This window comes from Bacillus sp. B25(2016b), assembly GCF_001679765.1.
GTDB lineage: Bacteria > Bacillota > Bacilli > Bacillales > Bacillaceae_G > Bacillus_A > Bacillus_A thuringiensis_K.
Map to the genome: position 1 here is coordinate 1639844 of NZ_CP016285.1, position 17663 is coordinate 1657506.

The window sequence follows — 17663 nt, forward strand, 5'->3', positions numbered from 1 at the left end:
TTGTTTTATTATATCGTAGACGATGATGAAGTTTTCCGTTCGATGCTTTCGCAAATTATTGAAGATGGAGACCTTGGAGAAGTAATTGGTGAGGCGGATGACGGAGCTTTTATTGAAGCGGATCAACTAAATTTTAAAAAAGTAGATATTTTATTTATTGATTTGTTGATGCCGATGAGGGACGGAATTGAAACAGTTCGTCACATTGCGTCAACTTTCACTGGGAAAATCATTATGATTTCTCAAGTGGAATCGAAGCAGCTTATAGGTGAGGCATATACACTTGGTGTAGAATATTATATTACAAAACCATTAAACAAAATCGAAGTTGTATCTGTTGTACGCAAAGTGATGGAGCGTATTAGATTGGAGCGTTCTATACATGATATTCAAAAATCATTAAATAACGTGTTTCAGTGGGAAAAACCGCAATTGCGTACTGAACCAGTGCAAGAAGGAAAAAAGATAGGAGATTTAGGGCGCTTTTTACTATCAGAACTCGGTATTGCGGGAGAGAATGGAAGTAAAGATTTACTTAGTATGCTGGAATATTTATATGGTCAAGAAAAGGCACAGACATTTGAGTTTGGCTTTCCTGCGTTAAAAGAAATTTTTCATCATATTACGATAAGGAAGCTAGGGGATTTAGCTTTAGATGCGGATATTGATAAAGAGAAAAAAGCGTCTGAACAAAGAGTACGTCGAGCTATTTATCAGTCGTTAAATCATTTGGCTTCTTTAGGATTAACAGACTTTTCAAATCCAAAATTTGAAAGCTATGCTCCAAAATTTTTCGATTTCACCGTAGTTAGAAAACGTATGACAGAAATGACGAAAGATGAACTCGCATCTTCTGGTCATACGCGAATTAATACGAAGAAGTTTATTCAAGTGTTGTATTTTGAGGCGAAGAGGTTGATGGAGATAGAGTGAAGAAGATGCTTATAAATAAGCATCTTTTTTGTTAAATCAACATTTTATATTTTCTCGTGGAGCATGTAAAATGTTAAGTAAGAGAAAATGGTTTTATATTAAGGAAGTGTCAAAGCGATGAGTTTCACATTGAATAAATCGATTATTAAAGAAGTGTGCGGAGAGACCTCATATAAAAGAGGTGAAGCCTATTATAAATCAAATAAAGTGATAATAAATCATTATGATGAAAATAAAGAAATTTGCGAGGCGACAGTAAAAGGGAACGAGGATTTCCATGTTACAGTAGAAAAAGCTAAAAAGGGTGATGTTGTTGCAAAATGTAGTTGTCCTTCATTAGCGTCTTTTCAAACGTACTGTCAACATGTTGCAGCAGTATTAATACAAATAAACTATAATCAACAAACAGGTGGAATGAGTTCCACTAGTAACAGAAATGATCAATTGACAAGTGGTATGTTTCAGCTGTTTGCAGACAAACCACTGAGGCCAAAAAGTAAACAACACCGTTTTGATACACGTGAAATATTAGATATTGAGTTTATATGTACACCAGTAGCTACGAGAAGTGGAGGGGCTCTTCTTGGAATTCAATTGAAACTTGCCAAAGTGTATTTCATAAATCATATTAGAGAATTTCTTTCTAAGGTGGAGAAAAGAGAGTCTTTTCATTGTTCAAATGAATTTACATATACACCAGATGTACATAGTTTTAAACAAGAAACGGATGCGATTATTCAGCAGCTCATTAAAATGTATCATAACGAAAAAATGTATGAAGATACGCTAGAAGTACATGCGAAACAAGATGAAAGTATGATATTTATACCACCAGCTTCATGGAAAGAGATGCTCTCTTCACTTTCTAAAGTTGAATATGTACAGCTGAAACAAAATGAACAACTGTTTCAGGGATTACAAGTTTCAAAAGGATTGTTGCCGTTACACTTTGAATTTACGAAGGGAAATAATGGTGGATTTACACTTCATATAGATGGTCTAAATCGTGTACAAGTTATGGATATGTATAACAATGCACTTTACGATGGGAAATTATATCACTTACATATTGAAGATTGTATGCGACTTATTGAATTACAAAAGATGATGAGTCGTTCAAATAGTAATCAGTTTTATATTCCAGAAAGTAAGATGGAACATTTCGTCTCGAAAGTTGTACCAGGATTAATGAAGCTCGGAACTGTACACATTGATGAAGTAATATCGGATCGTGTTGAAACCCCTTCGCTAAAAGCGAAATTGTATTTAGACCGCGTGAAAAATCGCTTATTAGCAGGTCTTGAATTTCACTATGGGAACGTCATGATTAATCCGCTAGAAGAGGATGGACAGCCGTCTGTTTTTAATCGTGATGAGAAAAAGGAAAAAGAGATTTTAGACATTATGAGTGAAAGTGCTTTTGCAAAAACAGAAGGCGGTTACTTTATGCATAATGAAGAAGCTGAGTATAACTTTTTATATCACGTCGTGCCAACATTAAAAGGTTTAGTTGATATTTATGCGACGACAGCAATCAAATTGCGAATTAGTAAAGGGGATGCAGTTCCTCTTATTACAGTGAGAAGAAAAGAAAGAATTGATTGGTTGTCATTTCGTTTTGATATAAAAGGAATACCAGAAGCAGAAATTAAAGGTGTATTAGCGGCCCTTGAAGAGAAACGTAAATATTATCGATTGGCGAACGGTTCGTTTTTATCCCTAGAGAGTAAAGAGTTTAATGAAATTAATCAGTTTATAAAAGAATCAGGTATTCGGAAAGAATTTTTACATGGAGAAGAGGTAAATGTTCCACTTATTCGGAGTGTAAAATGGATGAATGGACTTCATGAAGGCAATGTTTTAAGTTTAGATGATTCTGTTCAAGAGTTAGTAGAAAACATTCAAAACCCGAAAAAATTAAAATTTGCTGTGCCAAATACTTTAAATGCAGAAATGAGAAAGTATCAAGTATATGGGTTCGAATGGATGAAAACACTTGCTCATTACCGTTTTGGAGGTATTTTAGCAGATGATATGGGACTTGGAAAAACGTTGCAAAGCATTGCTTTTATAGATTCTGTTTTGCCTGAGATTCGAGAAAAGAAACTGCCTATATTAGTCGTTTCACCATCATCTCTTGTTTATAATTGGTTTAGTGAATTGAAAAAATTCGCCCCGCATATTAGAGCAGTTATTGCAGATGGAATTCAAGCAGAGCGCCGGAAAATTTTGAAAGATATAACGGAATTTGATGTCGTAATTACGTCATATCCATTATTGAGAAGAGATATAAGATTGTATGCAAGACCATTTCATACACTATTCCTTGATGAAGCGCAGGCGTTTAAAAACCCTACAACGCAAACGGCAAGAGCTGTGAAAATAATTCAAGCTGAATACCGTTTTGGGCTAACGGGTACACCTGTAGAAAATTCATTAGAAGAGCTATGGTCTATCTTCCATGTCGTCTTCCCGGAATTATTACCAGGAAGAAAAGAGTTCGGTGATTTAAGGCGTGAAGATATAGCGAAGCGAGTGAAACCATTCGTATTAAGACGATTAAAAGGGGACGTATTAAATGAGTTGCCAGAGAAAATAGAGCACTTACAATCATCGGAGTTATTACCCGATCAAAAGAGTCTTTATGCTGCTTATTTAGCGAAGTTAAGGGAAGAAACGTTAAAGCATTTAGACAAAGATACGTTACGTAAAAATAAAATTAGAATTTTAGCTGGTTTAACGAGATTGCGACAAATTTGTTGTCATCCTGCTTTATTTGTTGATGATTACAAAGGAAGTTCAGCTAAATTTGAACAACTGTTAGAGATTTTAGAGGAATGTAGAAGCACAGGAAAGAGAATATTAATTTTTTCTCAATTTACGAAGATGCTTTCCATTATTGGTCGTGAGTTAAATCGCCAAGCAATTCCATACTTTTATTTAGACGGGAGTACACCAGCGCAGGAACGTGTAGAGCTATGCGATCGGTTTAACGAAGGAGAAGGGGATCTATTTCTCATTTCTTTAAAAGCTGGTGGTACCGGACTTAATTTAACTGGTGCAGATACAGTAATATTATACGATTTATGGTGGAATCCAGCTGTTGAACAACAAGCGGCCGATAGAGCGTATCGAATGGGACAAAAAAATACAGTGCAAGTTATAAAGCTAGTAGCCCACGGAACAATTGAGGAGAAAATGCATGAACTGCAAGAAAGTAAGAAAAATTTAATCGCTGAAGTGATTGAGCCGGGAGAAGAGAAATTGTCCTCAATCACAGAGGAAGAAATTCGAGATATTTTAATGATTTAATATAAAAAAGCTATGCCTTCAAATTTATGAGGGCATAGCTTTTTTGTTGTAATAATTATATTTTGTTTTGTATAAAGCAAATAAATCAAATGTTATTTAAATTACTTCTTTGTACCTTTACTTTTGTATGGTTTGGCAGCTGCCTTTTTCTTTGCACTTGATTGCCAACGGTTCCATCCTTTACTTCCTGTACCTTGTCCTACACCTTTTTTCGGTTTTGCTTTCGTTTTACTCATATGATCACTCCGTTATATAAAAATCTTATTTGATAATAGTCAATGATTTAGAAAATACTCTTTATAAATGACTATGATTACTTTAAGTAAAAATAAACTGCTTGAATGCTATAGTATATCATGAAATTGCAAGTAAACTGAAAGGAATTATAAAGAAAATGAAAATAATAAGAAATACTGTGGATTCTATATTCCGAACGATCACATTAATTGTTGTGTATACGTTAGTTTCGATCAGTGAAACATTTTTTGGATTGACGAGGCAGAAAAAGTAAAGATGTTAAATTAACAACAATCAATAAAGCCGTAAAATAAAGAATTGAAAAATATTTTAAAACTTTTTGTTGACTTTCTTTATTTTTTGTATAGAATAATCATTAATAAAATGTTTCAGAGATGTGACAACAAAACGACTATGAAAGGACGAGTAGTAGTAGGACGTAGTTTAAGCGAGTCAGGGGTGGTGTGAGCCTGATACGAAGCCTATTATGAAGAACCTCCTGGAGTTGCTAACCGAAATCCTTTATAGGAAAGTAGACTTAGCCGGGAACTTCGCCGTTACAAGAAGAACAGTATCGAGATATTTCATCTCCGTATTGTATAAGTGAGCAACCTCTGTTGCTAATTTGGGTGGTACCGCGGAACCAAAGCCTTTCGTCCCAGTTTTTTGGGAAAGAAGGGCTTTTTTTGTTGGCTTCTTTTCACAACATCCAAACATTTTAGGAGGAAACCACCATGTATCAATCATTAATGACAGTAAGAGAGACTCAAATCGCAATTAAGGAAGTTAAAACATTTTTCGAGGACCAATTAGCAAAACGTCTTGAACTATTCCGCGTATCTGCACCATTATTCGTAACGAAAAAATCAGGATTAAACGATCACCTAAACGGTGTAGAACGTCCAATTGAATTTGATATGTTACATTCAGGAGAAGAATTAGAAATTGTTCATTCACTAGCGAAATGGAAACGATTTGCATTACATGAATACGGATATGAAGCTGGTGAAGGTTTATATACAAACATGAACGCGATTCGTCGTGATGAAGAACTTGATGCAACGCATTCCATTTACGTTGACCAATGGGATTGGGAAAAAATCGTTCAAAAAGAATGGCGTACTGTCGATTACTTACAAAAAACAGTACAAACAATTTATGGAATATTCAAAGATTTAGAAGATCACTTATTTGAAAAATATCCGTTCCTTGGAAAGTATTTACCGGAAGAAATTGTTTTCGTTACTTCTCAAGAATTAGAAGATAAATATCCAGAATTAACACCGAAAGATCGTGAACATGCAATTGCAAAAGAACATGGTGCAGTTTTCATTATCGGAATTGGTGATGCACTTCGTTCAGGTGAAAAGCACGATGGACGCGCAGCTGATTATGACGATTGGAAATTAAACGGTGACATTTTATTCTGGCACCCAGTACTACAATCTTCATTTGAATTATCATCAATGGGAATTCGTGTTGATAGTAAATCACTTGATGAGCAGTTAACGAAAACTGGTGAAGACTTCAAACGTGAGTATGATTTCCATAAAGGTATACTAGAAGACGTACTACCATTAACAATCGGCGGTGGTATTGGACAATCAAGAATGTGCATGTACTTCTTACGTAAAGCACATATCGGTGAAGTTCAATCTTCTGTATGGCCTGACGATTTACGTGCAGCTTGTAAAAAAGAAAACATTCATCTGTTTTAATAGAAGTGAGGGAATAGCTTAAATATAGAGCTATTCCCTCTTTTTTACTGTGTAAACGAATGGTTTACAGTGAGTTTTACTAATGGTTTCTTTCTTTTTCATCTCCTTGTATGTAATAATTTGTTAAAGGAGGGGACGTTATGAGCTTAGGAGAACAGTTAAAAAAACTACGAGAGTCAAAGGGATTTTCACAAGAGGATGTTGCTAAAAAGATTGGTGTGACGAGGCAAGCGGTATATAAGTGGGAGAATGATAAAAGTTGTCCTGATATTGATAATTTGATTTTATTGAGTGAAATGTATAATGTTACGCTCGATGAGTTAATAAAAGGGAATCAAAACATTAAAGAAAAAATACATATTGATGAAGAAAATGAGGATTTTGAGAAAGAGAACGAGTTTGGTTTTTATATTGGATTTGGTTTGTTAATAATGAGTGCTTTCATTGATTATGAAGGAATTCAAAAGATGTTATTAGGAATTGCGTTATTCATGATGTTTTTTTATTTTGATATGAAAAAAGTTATTTTGAATGAATATCGATCTTTTTTTCGAGGAAGAGAGCCAAAAGATATATGTGATAAAAAATGAGCAGAGTCAGTTGTATTTCCTAGGAAAAGGTAAATTGAATGATTAAATTGTTTCATAATGATTTTAGAATGTTAGAGGTATGTTAAAGAACTCTTTGGATAGAGACTTGAAATCTATGTGTAAAATGATAATACATTTTTAAAAGCTCAAACAAGCATAACCACGTTTTAGAGTGAGGACGTGGTTAAAAATATAGTGGCTTCATTTATAATGAATTTCTGTTTGATGTAGATAATAATTTTTGGGAATATCACTTACTTGTTACCGAGTTCTTCCGCTAAACCGATTAAAATGCCTTCAGTTCCACGAATGTAGCAGAGACGGTAAGAGTTCTCGTATTGAACTACTTCGCCAACGAGCTGAGCACCATGCTTAGTAGTAAGCCTAGATACCATTTCGTCAATGTCTTCAATGGTGAACATGATGCGCAAATAACCGAGGGTGTTGACAGGAGCTTTCCGGTGATCTGCTATAGTAGGTGGGGTAAGAAATCGCGAAAGTTCAATGCGGCTATGGCCATCTGGTGTAACCATCATAACAATCTCTACGCACTGAGAACCGAGTCCGGTTACGCGACCAGCCCATTCACCTTTGACAGTGGCGCGCCCTTCGAGTTTTAACCCAATCTCCTCGAAGAAAGTGATTGCATTATCAAGGGATTCTACAACGATGCTGACATTATCCATTCTGAGTAATTTGTTGTTTGTCATTGTCTTTATCTCCTTATATGTAAAAGTGTATGATCTAACCATCTACATAATTATACTATTAAAAAGTTATAAACTCCTTCCAAACAAAAATAGCTTGTCACAGTATAGGGAAATGTGACAAGCTATTTTTAATTGTGCTATATAGTATCTTGTTAACAAACAATACCGCGACTTCCCCGAAAAATATTTCTACTCTGTATGCCCTTAAAGGGCCCGATTGTTGTATAGAATGAAGTGTATTATTTAAATGATAAATACATTTCTTATTACTCTATATGCAAATAGCTTTCTATTTATATAGGAAGGAAATAGATTCATATAATTTGTTTTAAGTTTTTACTAGTAGAAATTAACTCATCTGCACTAAAGGCTCAATTTTCGCCATAAATGATTGATGCAACGCCTCAACACCTGTTACTAAATGAAGGCGGTCAATAACGACAGACACTTTAATTTCTGATGTACTTACCATTTTAATATGAATATCTTCTTCTTTTAAAGTAGTGAACATATTTGCAGCGACACCAGGGTTAGATACCATGCCAGATCCTACGATTGATACTTTTGCTAAGTGATTTTCATGTTCTACAAATTCGTAGTGAAGAGTTTCTTGATTTTGTTCCAAAACTTTTAAAGTTTCTCTTAAATCATTCGAGTGAATGGAGAAGGAGAGATGTACAGTTCCTTCATTTGTAATACTTTGAATGATGATATCTACATTAATGTGTGCTGCTGCTAATGTAGAGAAAACTGTTGAAAGCGAGCCTTGTTCTAGTCCTTTAATTGTGATACGTGTAATGTTATCCTCAAATGCAATACCTTTAACGATTGATTGTTGTTCCATGTTACATTCTCCTTTTACAATTGTTCCGTTTTCTTGTTCCATACTTGAGCGAACTTCTAAAACTACGTTATGATTTTTAGCAAACTCAACAGCGCGCGGGTGTAATACGCCAGCACCGAGATTAGCAAGCTCTAACATTTCGTCATAAGAAATTTCATCTAATTTGTAAGCATCTTTTACAACTCGTGGGTCCGTCGTATATACGCCTGTCACATCCGTATAAATATCACATTTTTTTGCTTTAAGTGCAGCGGCTAGTGCGACAGCAGTCGTATCAGAACCACCACGGCCAAGCGTTGTAATTTCATTTTCTACACTTATACCTTGGAAACCAGCTACGATAACAATCGTGCCTTCAGCAAGATAAGATTGAATACGATCTGTATGAATGTCAGTAATCCGTGCACTACTATGTACAGATTCTGTCGTAATACCAGCTTGCCATCCTGTTAATGAAATTGCATGATAGCCTTTTACTTGCAGTGCCATTGTTAATAATGAAATAGTTACTTGTTCACCTGTAGATAGAAGCATATCCATTTCACGTTTACTTGGATTTTCTGTAATTGCGTTAGCGAGTGCGACAAGTTGATCCGTACTTTTTCCCATTGCTGAAACGACAGAGACAACGCTATGACCTCGTTCATATTCTTCAATAATTAAATTTGCTACATGTTGAATGCGTTCGACGCTTCCGACAGAAGTGCCACCAAATTTTTGAACAATTGTTTCCATTACAAATTCCTTCTTTCGTCTATTTTTAAGAATAGATTAGGAAATATATAAATCCCAATACTCCTGTAGTTACCAGAAAGACAAACAAAAAACACCATCTCAAATAAGTGAGGATGGTGCTGTTACAGGAAAAGGGAAACAGAAAACGGAGCTAATAAAAAAACCGCCAAAAAAGGAATATCATAAAAAAATGATATCTCTTTTTTGTAGATAGCTCTTCATACGTACACGTCTGTACATATGACAGTTCTGTTTCTATTCGAAAACAGCCCCAATTGATAAATGCAGAGAAATTTATCAATTTCGGCAATACTTCCTTTCATCTAAGTTCATAGACATCTCTGTGTCTCCATTAGAATACTCATAAGTATCGCAACCTCTATCTCACGTTTTAGGCGAGAGTGTTTGATTTATGAAGTTATTGGTAACATTTGTTTTATAATAATTTAAATTTTTCGGGGAATCAAGTGTTTTATATATATTTTAAAAATTCTTTCTTTTTTCTGAGGAAGTTTGTGAAAAATGTAGCAAAATAAATTCATTGCATGTACATTAAACTTATAGTGCATAGGAGGTGGGGAGAATGAAAAGGAAACAGCCTATTTATGTTGCGACAAAAATGAACACGACGATGGAAAAATTATGGGAATATACGCAAGAACCAGATATACATACAGAGTGGGATGCTCGTTTTACTGAAATTTCGTATTTAGAGAAAAAAGAAGGAGAACCACAGAAGTTTTTGTATAAAACAAAGATTGGATTTGGGCTTGAAATAGCTGGAGAAGGGGAATCAATAGGTGAAATAAGAAAAGAAACTGGTGAAAGAATTTCCTCTTTAAAATTTTGGACGGATAGTACATTATCTCTTATTCAAATAGGACGTGGTTATTGGAAGTATACGCCCAATAAAGAATACATCCATTTTGAGACACAATATGATTATGAGACAAGATTTGGTCGTATAGGAAATGTAATAGATTCCTATATTTTTCGTCCGTTATTAGGTTGGGCGACCGCTTGGAGTTTTGATGCCTTAAAATTATGGTTAGAAAAGGGGCTTCATCCTAGGTTACTAATTAGAAGAACAATGACGTATTGGCTCGTATGTTTTTTATTTGCTTTTGTATGGATATATCAAGGGATAGTGCCAAAACTACTGTTTACTCATTTAGAAGAAGTAAAGATGCTTTCTGTATTAATTGGTTCAAATGAAAGTAGTGTATGTATACTTAAAATAATTGGGGTGTTAGAAATAATTTTCGGTGTCGTATGGCTGTTGCCACTAACAAAACGAAAATTATTTATACTGTATATTATTGTATTACTAGTTTTAACGTTAGCGGCAGGATTTACGAATATTGCAAGCTTTACAGGGCCGTTTAATCCGATTACATTAAATGTTCTTTTAATGGGGTTATCAATTGTCGGTTATATAAATAGTTTCGATTTACCAAGCGCGAAAAATTGCAAGAGGGCGAGAAAGGGATAAGTGTATGGCTAATATGTATGAACGATTATTAGGGGATACCTATAAAAATCTTCATCCTGAATTGCAGAAGCGTTATGCGATTACAGAAGAGAATAGTTTTACAGGGGAAGGAAAGATGGATGAAATTTACGGTGGCTCTTTTTTCGTGAAATTTATATTGAAAATTGCATCGAAGTTTCGAATGTTTTTCTCGGAACGAGGAGAGGGAATTCCATTTACGATACAAAACATAGCTGAGCGAGATGAATATGGACAAGAATTAGTAAGGTGGAACCGTACTTTTTATTTCCATAATAAGAAAAGATATTTTAATGCAGTTATGCAATTGGATGAAAAAGAAAATGAAATTGTAGATTATTTTGGTGAACCACATTTACTCGTTTCTACACTGCATTTTCATATCGATGAGTTAGGGGCAATGCATATTTCTTCAAAGAAACAATGGTTTTATATGTTTGGAGGAAAAATGCCGTTACCAAAATTTTTGTATGGTGAGGCAAAAATTGTTGAAAGTTATGATGAAACGCTTCAGTGTTTTCGAATTCATGTACAAGTAAGAAACCCGTTAATTGGTTCGCTTTTTTCATACAAGGGAACATTTGTAGAAAGGGAATAAACGATATGAAAAATATAATATTTGGGCTTGCTTGTTATGTTGTTTTTCTAATATGTGAGCGTTCGAATACAAATCCTGTTGAAGCAATTATATTATTATCTGTTTTATTATTTATACCAATATCATTTTGTATTATTGAGAAAAGAAAAAGAGATGGATCGCATTTATTATTTTATAAATTCGTATCGTTTTTATATCCAATCGCAACAATTTGCGCAATGCTAGCGTTCGTCACAAATCACTATGTATTTGCGCTAGTTTGGTTTGTATATACAGGAATTGTTGCGTTATTTGGTGTAAGTAGATTGCTAGAAAGAGGATGGAAGCCGTTAGAAGAGACCGCCATAGATAGTGCGTTTATTTATTTGTTTTTAGGTGGTTTTTGGTTTTTTGCTTCAGTAGCAAAACTTTCAATTATGCAGTTTAGCTCTGACATTGTTTTACTCACAGCTGCACATTTTCATTATTCGGCGTTTCTATTGCCATTATCAGCTGGTTTAATAGGGAGAAAAAGAGAAAAGAGAAGTAAAGTGTATGATGTTATTATGTTTATCATCATGATTTCACCTATGACAGTTGCAATAGGAATTACATACTCAAGAATATTTGAATTTTTGGCAGTGTTCCTATATTTATGTGCGATTTATGGGTATGGATTTTACGTTTGGAGAGCAAAATTTAATGCTATCAGTGCAAAGATTTTTCTAATCGTTTCGTCTAGTACACTCATGGTTACAATTATGTTCTCACTTATATATTCATACGGAAATTTGAAGCATGTAATGACGATTACAATTGCTCAAATGGTTTGGATTCACGGTGTTGTCAATGGAATTGGAGTAGCTTTACCGGCATTTGTCGGCTGGGTGATCGAAAAGAGTGTTCCGAATTATAAATACTATGGGAAACCAATGAGTAAGTTAAGAGGAAATGTGGCAATTGGTGAGGCTTATTTATATAGCAGCAATTTAGTAGACAGTAAGGAATACAACGGTTTAGTTGATAAAGTAAATGACTTTCATAGTGAGGCATTTGATGTGACAAAGGTTCCTTTAAGTATTATTCGTTTTTATGAAAATACAGCAGAGTATGAGTTACAATCGAATATTAAATGGGCTCGTTCGTTCCGTCCGTTTGCACTTTGTTATGAGAAAATGAGTAAGCGTGTAGAACAAATACATTTAGGAATGGGCGGCAATTGGGAAACGATGTATGGCTCTATCATTAGTGTAATGGATGAGAAAGATGGAAGGGAGAATGTAAGGGCTTGGCTAAGGAAAAATGAAGCAGGTGAATCTATTTTTGTAGCTCTTTATTCAAAGCATACATATAAGAACGAGACATACATGAATATTGCATTACCTTTACCATATTCGAATATGACTGGTATTTTGAAACTATATAATGATAGTCATGATTTAATCATTACTAGTAAGTTAAGAGAAAATGGTCAGGGAGATGAGGGGATTTATTTACATACTCGGTTCTTAACAATACGTTTACCATTAGCAGAGACTTTTATTATAAAAGAGCGCACGGATCACATACTAGAAGCTAATCATAGAATGTGGATATTTGGATTTAAGTTTTTAGAAATTGATTATAAGATTAAGAAAGTAGAGGAGAAGTAAGAAAAGCTTGGAGAGATTTCAAGCTTTTTTACGTATGTGTAATTGTTATAGCAATTTGTTTATCTAGCTCATTATCCCAAACACGTTGAATTTCAAAAGTGCCTGTTTCAAAAAATAATGGGAATCTCTCTTTAAACCAATCTTGCATAGGAAGATGTAGTGCTGTATCGATTGGTATCCATAATAATTCGCCCTCAGGAGGGTTTAAAAGAAGTTCACCTTCAAATGAGTCTGTCCAGTAGTTAAATACCATGTACCGAACATTACCTTTCGGATTTACATATTCATCTAATCCTTTAAAAGTTAAATTCGAAACAAGTAATCCAGTTTCCTCTTTTACTTCTCTTATAGCGGCTTGAACGATACTTTCGGGGAAATCTACTTTGCCGCCAGGAGCGATGTAGCCAGGGAAACCTCGATGGCTGGGGCGTTTTATGAGTAAAACTTCATTGTTGCGCTGGATCATACACATTGTATAGATGCGGTGCTCGATGTTATGTGAATTTGAAGGCATTGTAATGTATTCTCCTTTATTTTTCTTGATAATTTTACCATAACATAATAGTTTCTTATATAATTAAAATAGAATATTGTTAATTTTCGGCATTTTATTATGAAGTCTATAATCATTTGAAAAGAGGAGAGAAAGATGCAAGGGGAATTACAAAGAGAAAAAGATTTAGGGTATGTTGGTAAATTATTATCGCCAGTTAAAGCGTCACCACATTTTAAATTTTTATGGATTGGACAATTACTCTCGGCCTTAGGTAGTTCGATAACTATGGTCATACTTCCAGTTGTTGTGTATTCATTAACTGGCTCAACAGTTGTGATGGGGATGACAATGGCAATGTACATGCTACCTAATATTCTCGCTTTACCGTTTGCAGGTTTAATTGTAGACCGAATTGATCGGGTTAAATTAATGTTATTTACGGATATACTCCGCTGTATATTAATGCTATTACTTGCATCGCTTATATTTATGGATTTATTAACAATTACAGTTTTATATATTCTCGTTGCCTTATACGGACTTATGGAAGGGATATTCCAACCAGCATATTCTGCTGTAAGGGCGAAAGTATTCGTTCCTGAAATTCGTAATGCAGCTAACGCACTCACTCAAATGAGTAATCAAGGTATACGATTAATTGGGCCAGCACTTGGTGGGTTAATCGTATCGGTTGCGTCTGCAGGGGTAGGTTTCGGCCTAGATGCAGTAACGTACTTATTATCATTTTTATGTTTATTATTTTTAAAAGAAATTAAGTTTAAAAAAGTAAAACCCATTGAAAAGAGTAAGCTTAATTACAAACAAGAGTTTATGGAAGGTGTTTTAGTTTTAAAAAGTCATCCGTGGCTGTGGATTACAATTTTAGTTTTTTCTTTTATAAATATTTGTTATGCCGGCATTATCGTCGTATTAATTCCGTGGTTATTTAATGTTCATCATCATTTTGAAGCTTACGTGTATGGACTTGGCATGGCCTTTTCTGGTGGTGGAGCTGTAATTGCCGCATTAATATTTGGTGGGAAAGAGCGGTGGCATAAGAGAGGATTACTGGCTTATGGAGGTGTTTTAATTAGTGGCATTGCTTTATTAATTATGCCATTCATTTCTTGGGCACCCGCCTTAATATTCTTAATGGTAATTGAAGGATTTGGCATGATGATATTTGGACTCATTTGGGAAACTAGTTTACAGGAACTTGTACCAGAAGAAGCATTCGGAAGAGTGGCAAGCCTTGATATGTTGGGTTCTTTTGCTTTATTGCCATTAGGGTATGTAGTTGTAGGCTGGTTAGCTACTGTCATAGGTGGCGAGATAACTATTATAACACTAGCTAGTTTAGTAATTTTAACAATTGGAATCGCATTGTCTGTACCGAGTATTCGTCGATTTAATTGATTATATGGGAAAAGGGGGTGATATGCATGACTATAGAAAACTTGAAAGATATAGTAACGAGGCAATTAAAGAGTAAATACATTTTGGAAGAAAAGGTCTTTGAAGCGAACAATTTTACAGTCTATATCGCTACCCATATAGAAAATAATCTAGCATATAATCAATTAGTATTAATAAAACATCTTTGTAATGAAAAACCGTCCGTACATATTTGGCACAAGAAAATTAGTATGGAAGCAACAGAATTGGAAATTACAAAAGAAGTGACGGAAGCGATACAAGAGGGTTTCAAAAGAGAAGAATAAGCCCTAAAGAAATTAGGACTTATTCTTCATTAAATACAAATGTTTGTTTCATTTTTTTACCTTCATTTACCGGATGGCCGTTATAAGAGAAATTCTTTTCTTCCCAAGTAATCACAACTTTAAAATTATGACTATTAAAGTCTAATGGGAATACCATGTAGTCAAAGCTTGTATGACTTTTAGAAATATTTTCATTAGGTGTAGTAGGTTTAAAGGTAGCTTTAGAGGTAGGATTGTTATCAAGTATTTCCACAGATACGTTTGATACATCATGACCGATGTTTTTTACGAGTAAACTATACGTATCAAATACACCTTGTTTTGGCTGGATTGCTTGCTTGTTTGAGTTATGAGATTTATCAATTTCGACATACCATTGTTTAGACTTTGACGCAATCGGTAGTGACTGAAATGTGTAAGCACTAGCTTGTATTGGTAGTGCTAAGCATAAAAGTGTAAAGAGAGTTAATATTTTTCGTTTCATTTTTTTAGAGCTCCCATTCTTTAATAGATTTACTTGTTATTATCTTCTCTTTATGAGTAAATATACCATATAATGTAAGGTGGCTATTGTGAGTAGTGAATCAATATTTTATTCACTACTCTTATAGCTGGCATAATTACGTATGTAGTAAGAAAGAATAAATTTGTTTTTTTATATTTAGATTGCTGCCCTTTTTAAAAGAGCTATTTTTACGTTTTAAAAAAATATACTAAGAGTTCCGTATAAATTATTTATTTTAATGTAGTTAAATGTGCTTGTAGATGTGAAATTAGAGAAGGAAGCTGTGTAGAGATGTTTCTACACAGCTTTTTAGGATATGAAAAAATTACCAAAAATATGTTAAAATAACATTATCATACAACAAGGGGGATTCGTTTTATGGAAAATGGACATCTTGCTAAAGTAGATTTAACGAAAAAAATTGAATCAAAATCTAAGTACAACAAGAAACTCGAAAAATATCAAAGGCGCTTATTAGCATTACAGCAAATTTTGAAAGAAGAAAAAATCGCGGTTATGCTTGTTATGGAAGGATGGGATGCGGCTGGTAAAGGTGGGGTAATTAAGCGGGTGACGGAACATCTTGACCCGCGTGGATTCCAAGTAAATCCAATTGGAGCGCCTGCACCTCATGAAAAACGTTACCATTATTTGCAACGTTTCTGGCGCAAAATTCCACAGTACGGGCAAATTACCATTTTTGATCGCTCATGGTACGGTCGAGTGTTAGTTGAGCGTGTTGAAGGTTTTGCTACAAAGGAAGAGTGGATGAGAGCATACGATGAGATTAATGGTTTTGAAAAACTACTAACAGATGACCATTACATAATAGGGAAGTTCTTCTACCATATAAGTAAAGAGGAACAGTTAAAGAGATTTAAAGATAGAGAGAAAAATCCTTTGAAAAGATGGAAAATTACAGACGAAGATTGGCGTAATCGTGAAAAATGGGATGAGTATGTTGAAGCGATGGAAGACATGTTTGAAAAAACAAGTAAGCCAAATGCGAAGTGGCATATTATTGAAAGTAACGATAAATTGTATGCTCGTGTGAAAACGTTAAAAATCATTATTTCATTCATTGAGGATTATTTCTTAGAACATGGTATAGAATTGCCTTCTTATTATTATGAAATGAAAGAGGATATTGAAGTTTTGCAAGATGTAGGTGTTAAAGAGTAAATAAGAAAATGGCCCTGTGAATTGGTGAAACCAAATTATAGGGATTTCCTATTATTGGTTGCAAATGATTGATGTTCATTCAACAAATATAGAAATTATTATTCCGTGTATGATATTAGGTGTTGGATATGGTTTAGTAGTGGGGCCAATTACAGTTTTAAGTGCTTCTTCATTTGAAGGAGAACTGTTAACTGCTTCTCAAAGTGTTGTATCAATGTTACGACAAGTTGGAATTGTATTGGCGGTTGCAATATTTGTCTCTAACTTAACTCATAATTTAACTGTAAATAAAGAAAAAGTATATCGTTATGCAGAAGAAAAGGTGCGGAATATTCATGTGAATAGTACTGAGCAAACTGAAATTTTACAAATAACTAAAGAAAAAATAGAGAATCAAAGTTTAGAATCGAATATAAATAAGAAACAAAATGCAATGACAATGGGATTAAGTAAAGAGAAGAAGGAAGAATTGATTCGCGACAAGACGGATGAAATATTAAGAAAAGTTCCAGTAGAATATAGGGATGTAAAAAGAGAAGAAGTTATGAGGCAAGTGACAAAAGAAGTTGAAAAACAAGAGGAAAGTATAAAGAAAGAGGTACTCACATTCTCGAATGATGTGAATCATTATGCCAAGAATCAGATGGCTATGAGTTTTACAGATTTATATAAAGCAAGTGTGCCAATTATATTAATTTGTGCTTTCGTAAGTTTGTTGTTTTGGGAAGGAAGAGCTTTGAGTAAAAAGAGAAGGGGAAGGATAGTAGAAGAAGTGTAAAGGGAAACAGGCTGCTATTAGCCTGTTTTTTCATTGTTTTCTCCTTGCGTATTGTGAATAGTAGTATTTTTAATATAGCATGGGATAAGTCGAGTATGATTAGAAAGTTTTTTGAATGAAAGGTATGAATGGAAAATGCCATTGAATATGTAACATTATACAT

Annotated in this window: 15 protein-coding genes, 1 pseudogene, 1 riboswitch and 1 other annotated feature; of the genes and pseudogenes, 11 read left to right on the top strand and 5 right to left on the bottom strand. The window is 34.2% G+C overall.

Features of this window, described 5'->3' with window-relative positions; all coding sequences use genetic code 11:
- Together BAQ53_RS08505 and BAQ53_RS08510 are read left to right on the top strand one after the other, a co-directional pair.
- Entirely contained in the window at positions 1–933 is a 933-nt protein-coding gene (locus tag BAQ53_RS08505) for a response regulator (protein ID WP_000500301.1), read from the top strand.
- A 117-nt stretch (positions 934–1050) separates the two neighbouring features.
- Positions 1051–4245, top strand: coding sequence for a DEAD/DEAH box helicase (locus BAQ53_RS08510; protein ID WP_151522480.1), 3195 nt, complete (start codon positions 1051–1053; stop codon positions 4243–4245).
- A gap of 101 nt (positions 4246–4346) precedes the next feature.
- Here the strand turns inward: BAQ53_RS08510 and BAQ53_RS08515 are convergent, their stop codons facing one another.
- On the bottom strand, positions 4347–4481 hold the full coding sequence (locus tag BAQ53_RS08515; RefSeq protein WP_000047588.1) for a DUF3934 domain-containing protein: 135 nt from the start codon (positions 4479–4481) through the stop codon (positions 4347–4349).
- A gap of 406 nt (positions 4482–4887) precedes the next feature.
- Positions 4888–5146: a binding site (T-box leader), on the top strand.
- A gap of 70 nt (positions 5147–5216) precedes the next feature.
- Between BAQ53_RS08515 and asnA the strand changes: the two genes are divergently transcribed.
- Positions 5217–6200 (top strand): aspartate--ammonia ligase, encoded by a 984-nt coding sequence (asnA, locus tag BAQ53_RS08520; protein WP_000284914.1) that lies wholly within the window; start codon positions 5217–5219, stop codon positions 6198–6200.
- A 140-nt stretch (positions 6201–6340) separates the two neighbouring features.
- Positions 6341–6790, top strand: coding sequence for a helix-turn-helix domain-containing protein (locus BAQ53_RS08525; RefSeq protein WP_000051970.1), 450 nt, complete (start codon positions 6341–6343; stop codon positions 6788–6790).
- A 254-nt stretch (positions 6791–7044) separates the two neighbouring features.
- Here the strand turns inward: BAQ53_RS08525 and BAQ53_RS08530 are convergent, their stop codons facing one another.
- Entirely contained in the window at positions 7045–7500 is a 456-nt protein-coding gene (locus BAQ53_RS08530; RefSeq protein ID WP_208906715.1) for a VOC family protein, read from the bottom strand.
- Positions 7501–7849: 349 nt separating this feature from the next.
- A complete protein-coding gene (locus BAQ53_RS08535) occupies positions 7850–9079 on the bottom strand; it encodes an aspartate kinase (protein WP_208906716.1) in 1230 nt (409 codons plus the stop codon).
- A gap of 203 nt (positions 9080–9282) precedes the next feature.
- Positions 9283–9469: riboswitch (Lysine riboswitch) on the bottom strand.
- A gap of 193 nt (positions 9470–9662) precedes the next feature.
- On the opposite strand from BAQ53_RS08535, the gene BAQ53_RS08540 reads away from it, so the two are divergent.
- Genes BAQ53_RS08540 through BAQ53_RS08550 form a run of 3 tightly spaced genes read left to right on the top strand, consistent with a single transcriptional unit; the run spans position 9663 to position 12818 of the window.
- Positions 9663–10571: a DoxX-like family protein gene (locus BAQ53_RS08540; RefSeq protein WP_208906717.1), complete on the top strand. Its 909-nt coding sequence runs from the start codon at positions 9663–9665 to the stop codon at positions 10569–10571.
- A 4-nt stretch (positions 10572–10575) separates the two neighbouring features.
- The gene (locus BAQ53_RS08545; protein WP_208906718.1) at positions 10576–11187 is read left to right on the top strand and encodes a DUF4166 domain-containing protein; all 612 of its coding nucleotides are present in this window, start codon (positions 10576–10578) and stop codon (positions 11185–11187) included.
- A 5-nt stretch (positions 11188–11192) separates the two neighbouring features.
- Positions 11193–12818, top strand: a complete 1626-nt coding sequence (locus BAQ53_RS08550; RefSeq protein WP_208906719.1) for a YndJ family protein — start codon at positions 11193–11195, stop codon at positions 12816–12818.
- Positions 12819–12846: 28 nt separating this feature from the next.
- On the opposite strand, the gene BAQ53_RS08555 is transcribed toward BAQ53_RS08550, so the two are convergent.
- The gene (locus BAQ53_RS08555; protein ID WP_001139828.1) at positions 12847–13332 is read right to left on the bottom strand and encodes an 8-oxo-dGTP diphosphatase; all 486 of its coding nucleotides are present in this window, start codon (positions 13330–13332) and stop codon (positions 12847–12849) included.
- A gap of 135 nt (positions 13333–13467) precedes the next feature.
- Between BAQ53_RS08555 and BAQ53_RS08560 the strand changes: the two genes are divergently transcribed.
- Both BAQ53_RS08560 and BAQ53_RS08565 read left to right on the top strand, forming a co-directional pair.
- Positions 13468–14730: an MFS transporter gene (locus BAQ53_RS08560; protein ID WP_208906720.1), complete on the top strand. Its 1263-nt coding sequence runs from the start codon at positions 13468–13470 to the stop codon at positions 14728–14730.
- 26 nt (positions 14731–14756) lie between these two features.
- A complete protein-coding gene (locus BAQ53_RS08565) occupies positions 14757–15035 on the top strand; it encodes a hypothetical protein (protein ID WP_208906721.1) in 279 nt (92 codons plus the stop codon).
- 19 nt (positions 15036–15054) lie between these two features.
- Here the strand turns inward: BAQ53_RS08565 and BAQ53_RS08570 are convergent, their stop codons facing one another.
- Positions 15055–15519, bottom strand: coding sequence for a YozF family protein (locus BAQ53_RS08570; protein ID WP_000823344.1), 465 nt, complete (start codon positions 15517–15519; stop codon positions 15055–15057).
- A 399-nt stretch (positions 15520–15918) separates the two neighbouring features.
- Between BAQ53_RS08570 and BAQ53_RS08575 the strand changes: the two genes are divergently transcribed.
- Together BAQ53_RS08575 and BAQ53_RS08580 are read left to right on the top strand one after the other, a co-directional pair.
- Positions 15919–16722: a polyphosphate kinase 2 family protein gene (locus tag BAQ53_RS08575; RefSeq protein WP_000427324.1), complete on the top strand. Its 804-nt coding sequence runs from the start codon at positions 15919–15921 to the stop codon at positions 16720–16722.
- A gap of 34 nt (positions 16723–16756) precedes the next feature.
- Positions 16757–17500 (top strand): annotated as a pseudogene (locus BAQ53_RS08580) (MFS transporter); the annotation flags it as partial.
- Positions 17501–17663 lie beyond the last annotated feature (163 nt).

What these genes read in the sequence shown, in the direction of transcription:
- BAQ53_RS08510 (WP_151522480.1), top strand. Translation starts at nt 1,051, where the DNA reads ATGAGTTTCACATTGAATAAATCGATTATTAAAGAAGTGTGCGGAGAG.
- BAQ53_RS08515 (WP_000047588.1), bottom strand. Translation starts at nt 4,481, where the DNA reads ATGAGTAAAACGAAAGCAAAACCGAAAAAAGGTGTAGGACAAGGTACA.
- asnA (WP_000284914.1), top strand. Translation starts at nt 5,217, where the DNA reads ATGTATCAATCATTAATGACAGTAAGAGAGACTCAAATCGCAATTAAG.
- BAQ53_RS08525 (WP_000051970.1), top strand. Translation starts at nt 6,341, where the DNA reads ATGAGCTTAGGAGAACAGTTAAAAAAACTACGAGAGTCAAAGGGATTT.
- BAQ53_RS08530 (WP_208906715.1), bottom strand. Translation starts at nt 7,500, where the DNA reads ATGACAAACAACAAATTACTCAGAATGGATAATGTCAGCATCGTTGTA.
- BAQ53_RS08535 (WP_208906716.1), bottom strand. Translation starts at nt 9,079, where the DNA reads ATGGAAACAATTGTTCAAAAATTTGGTGGCACTTCTGTCGGAAGCGTC.
- BAQ53_RS08540 (WP_208906717.1), top strand. Translation starts at nt 9,663, where the DNA reads ATGAAAAGGAAACAGCCTATTTATGTTGCGACAAAAATGAACACGACG.
- BAQ53_RS08545 (WP_208906718.1), top strand. Translation starts at nt 10,576, where the DNA reads ATGGCTAATATGTATGAACGATTATTAGGGGATACCTATAAAAATCTT.
- BAQ53_RS08550 (WP_208906719.1), top strand. Translation starts at nt 11,193, where the DNA reads ATGAAAAATATAATATTTGGGCTTGCTTGTTATGTTGTTTTTCTAATA.
- BAQ53_RS08555 (WP_001139828.1), bottom strand. Translation starts at nt 13,332, where the DNA reads ATGCCTTCAAATTCACATAACATCGAGCACCGCATCTATACAATGTGT.
- BAQ53_RS08560 (WP_208906720.1), top strand. Translation starts at nt 13,468, where the DNA reads ATGCAAGGGGAATTACAAAGAGAAAAAGATTTAGGGTATGTTGGTAAA.
- BAQ53_RS08565 (WP_208906721.1), top strand. Translation starts at nt 14,757, where the DNA reads ATGACTATAGAAAACTTGAAAGATATAGTAACGAGGCAATTAAAGAGT.
- BAQ53_RS08570 (WP_000823344.1), bottom strand. Translation starts at nt 15,519, where the DNA reads ATGAAACGAAAAATATTAACTCTCTTTACACTTTTATGCTTAGCACTA.
- BAQ53_RS08575 (WP_000427324.1), top strand. Translation starts at nt 15,919, where the DNA reads ATGGAAAATGGACATCTTGCTAAAGTAGATTTAACGAAAAAAATTGAA.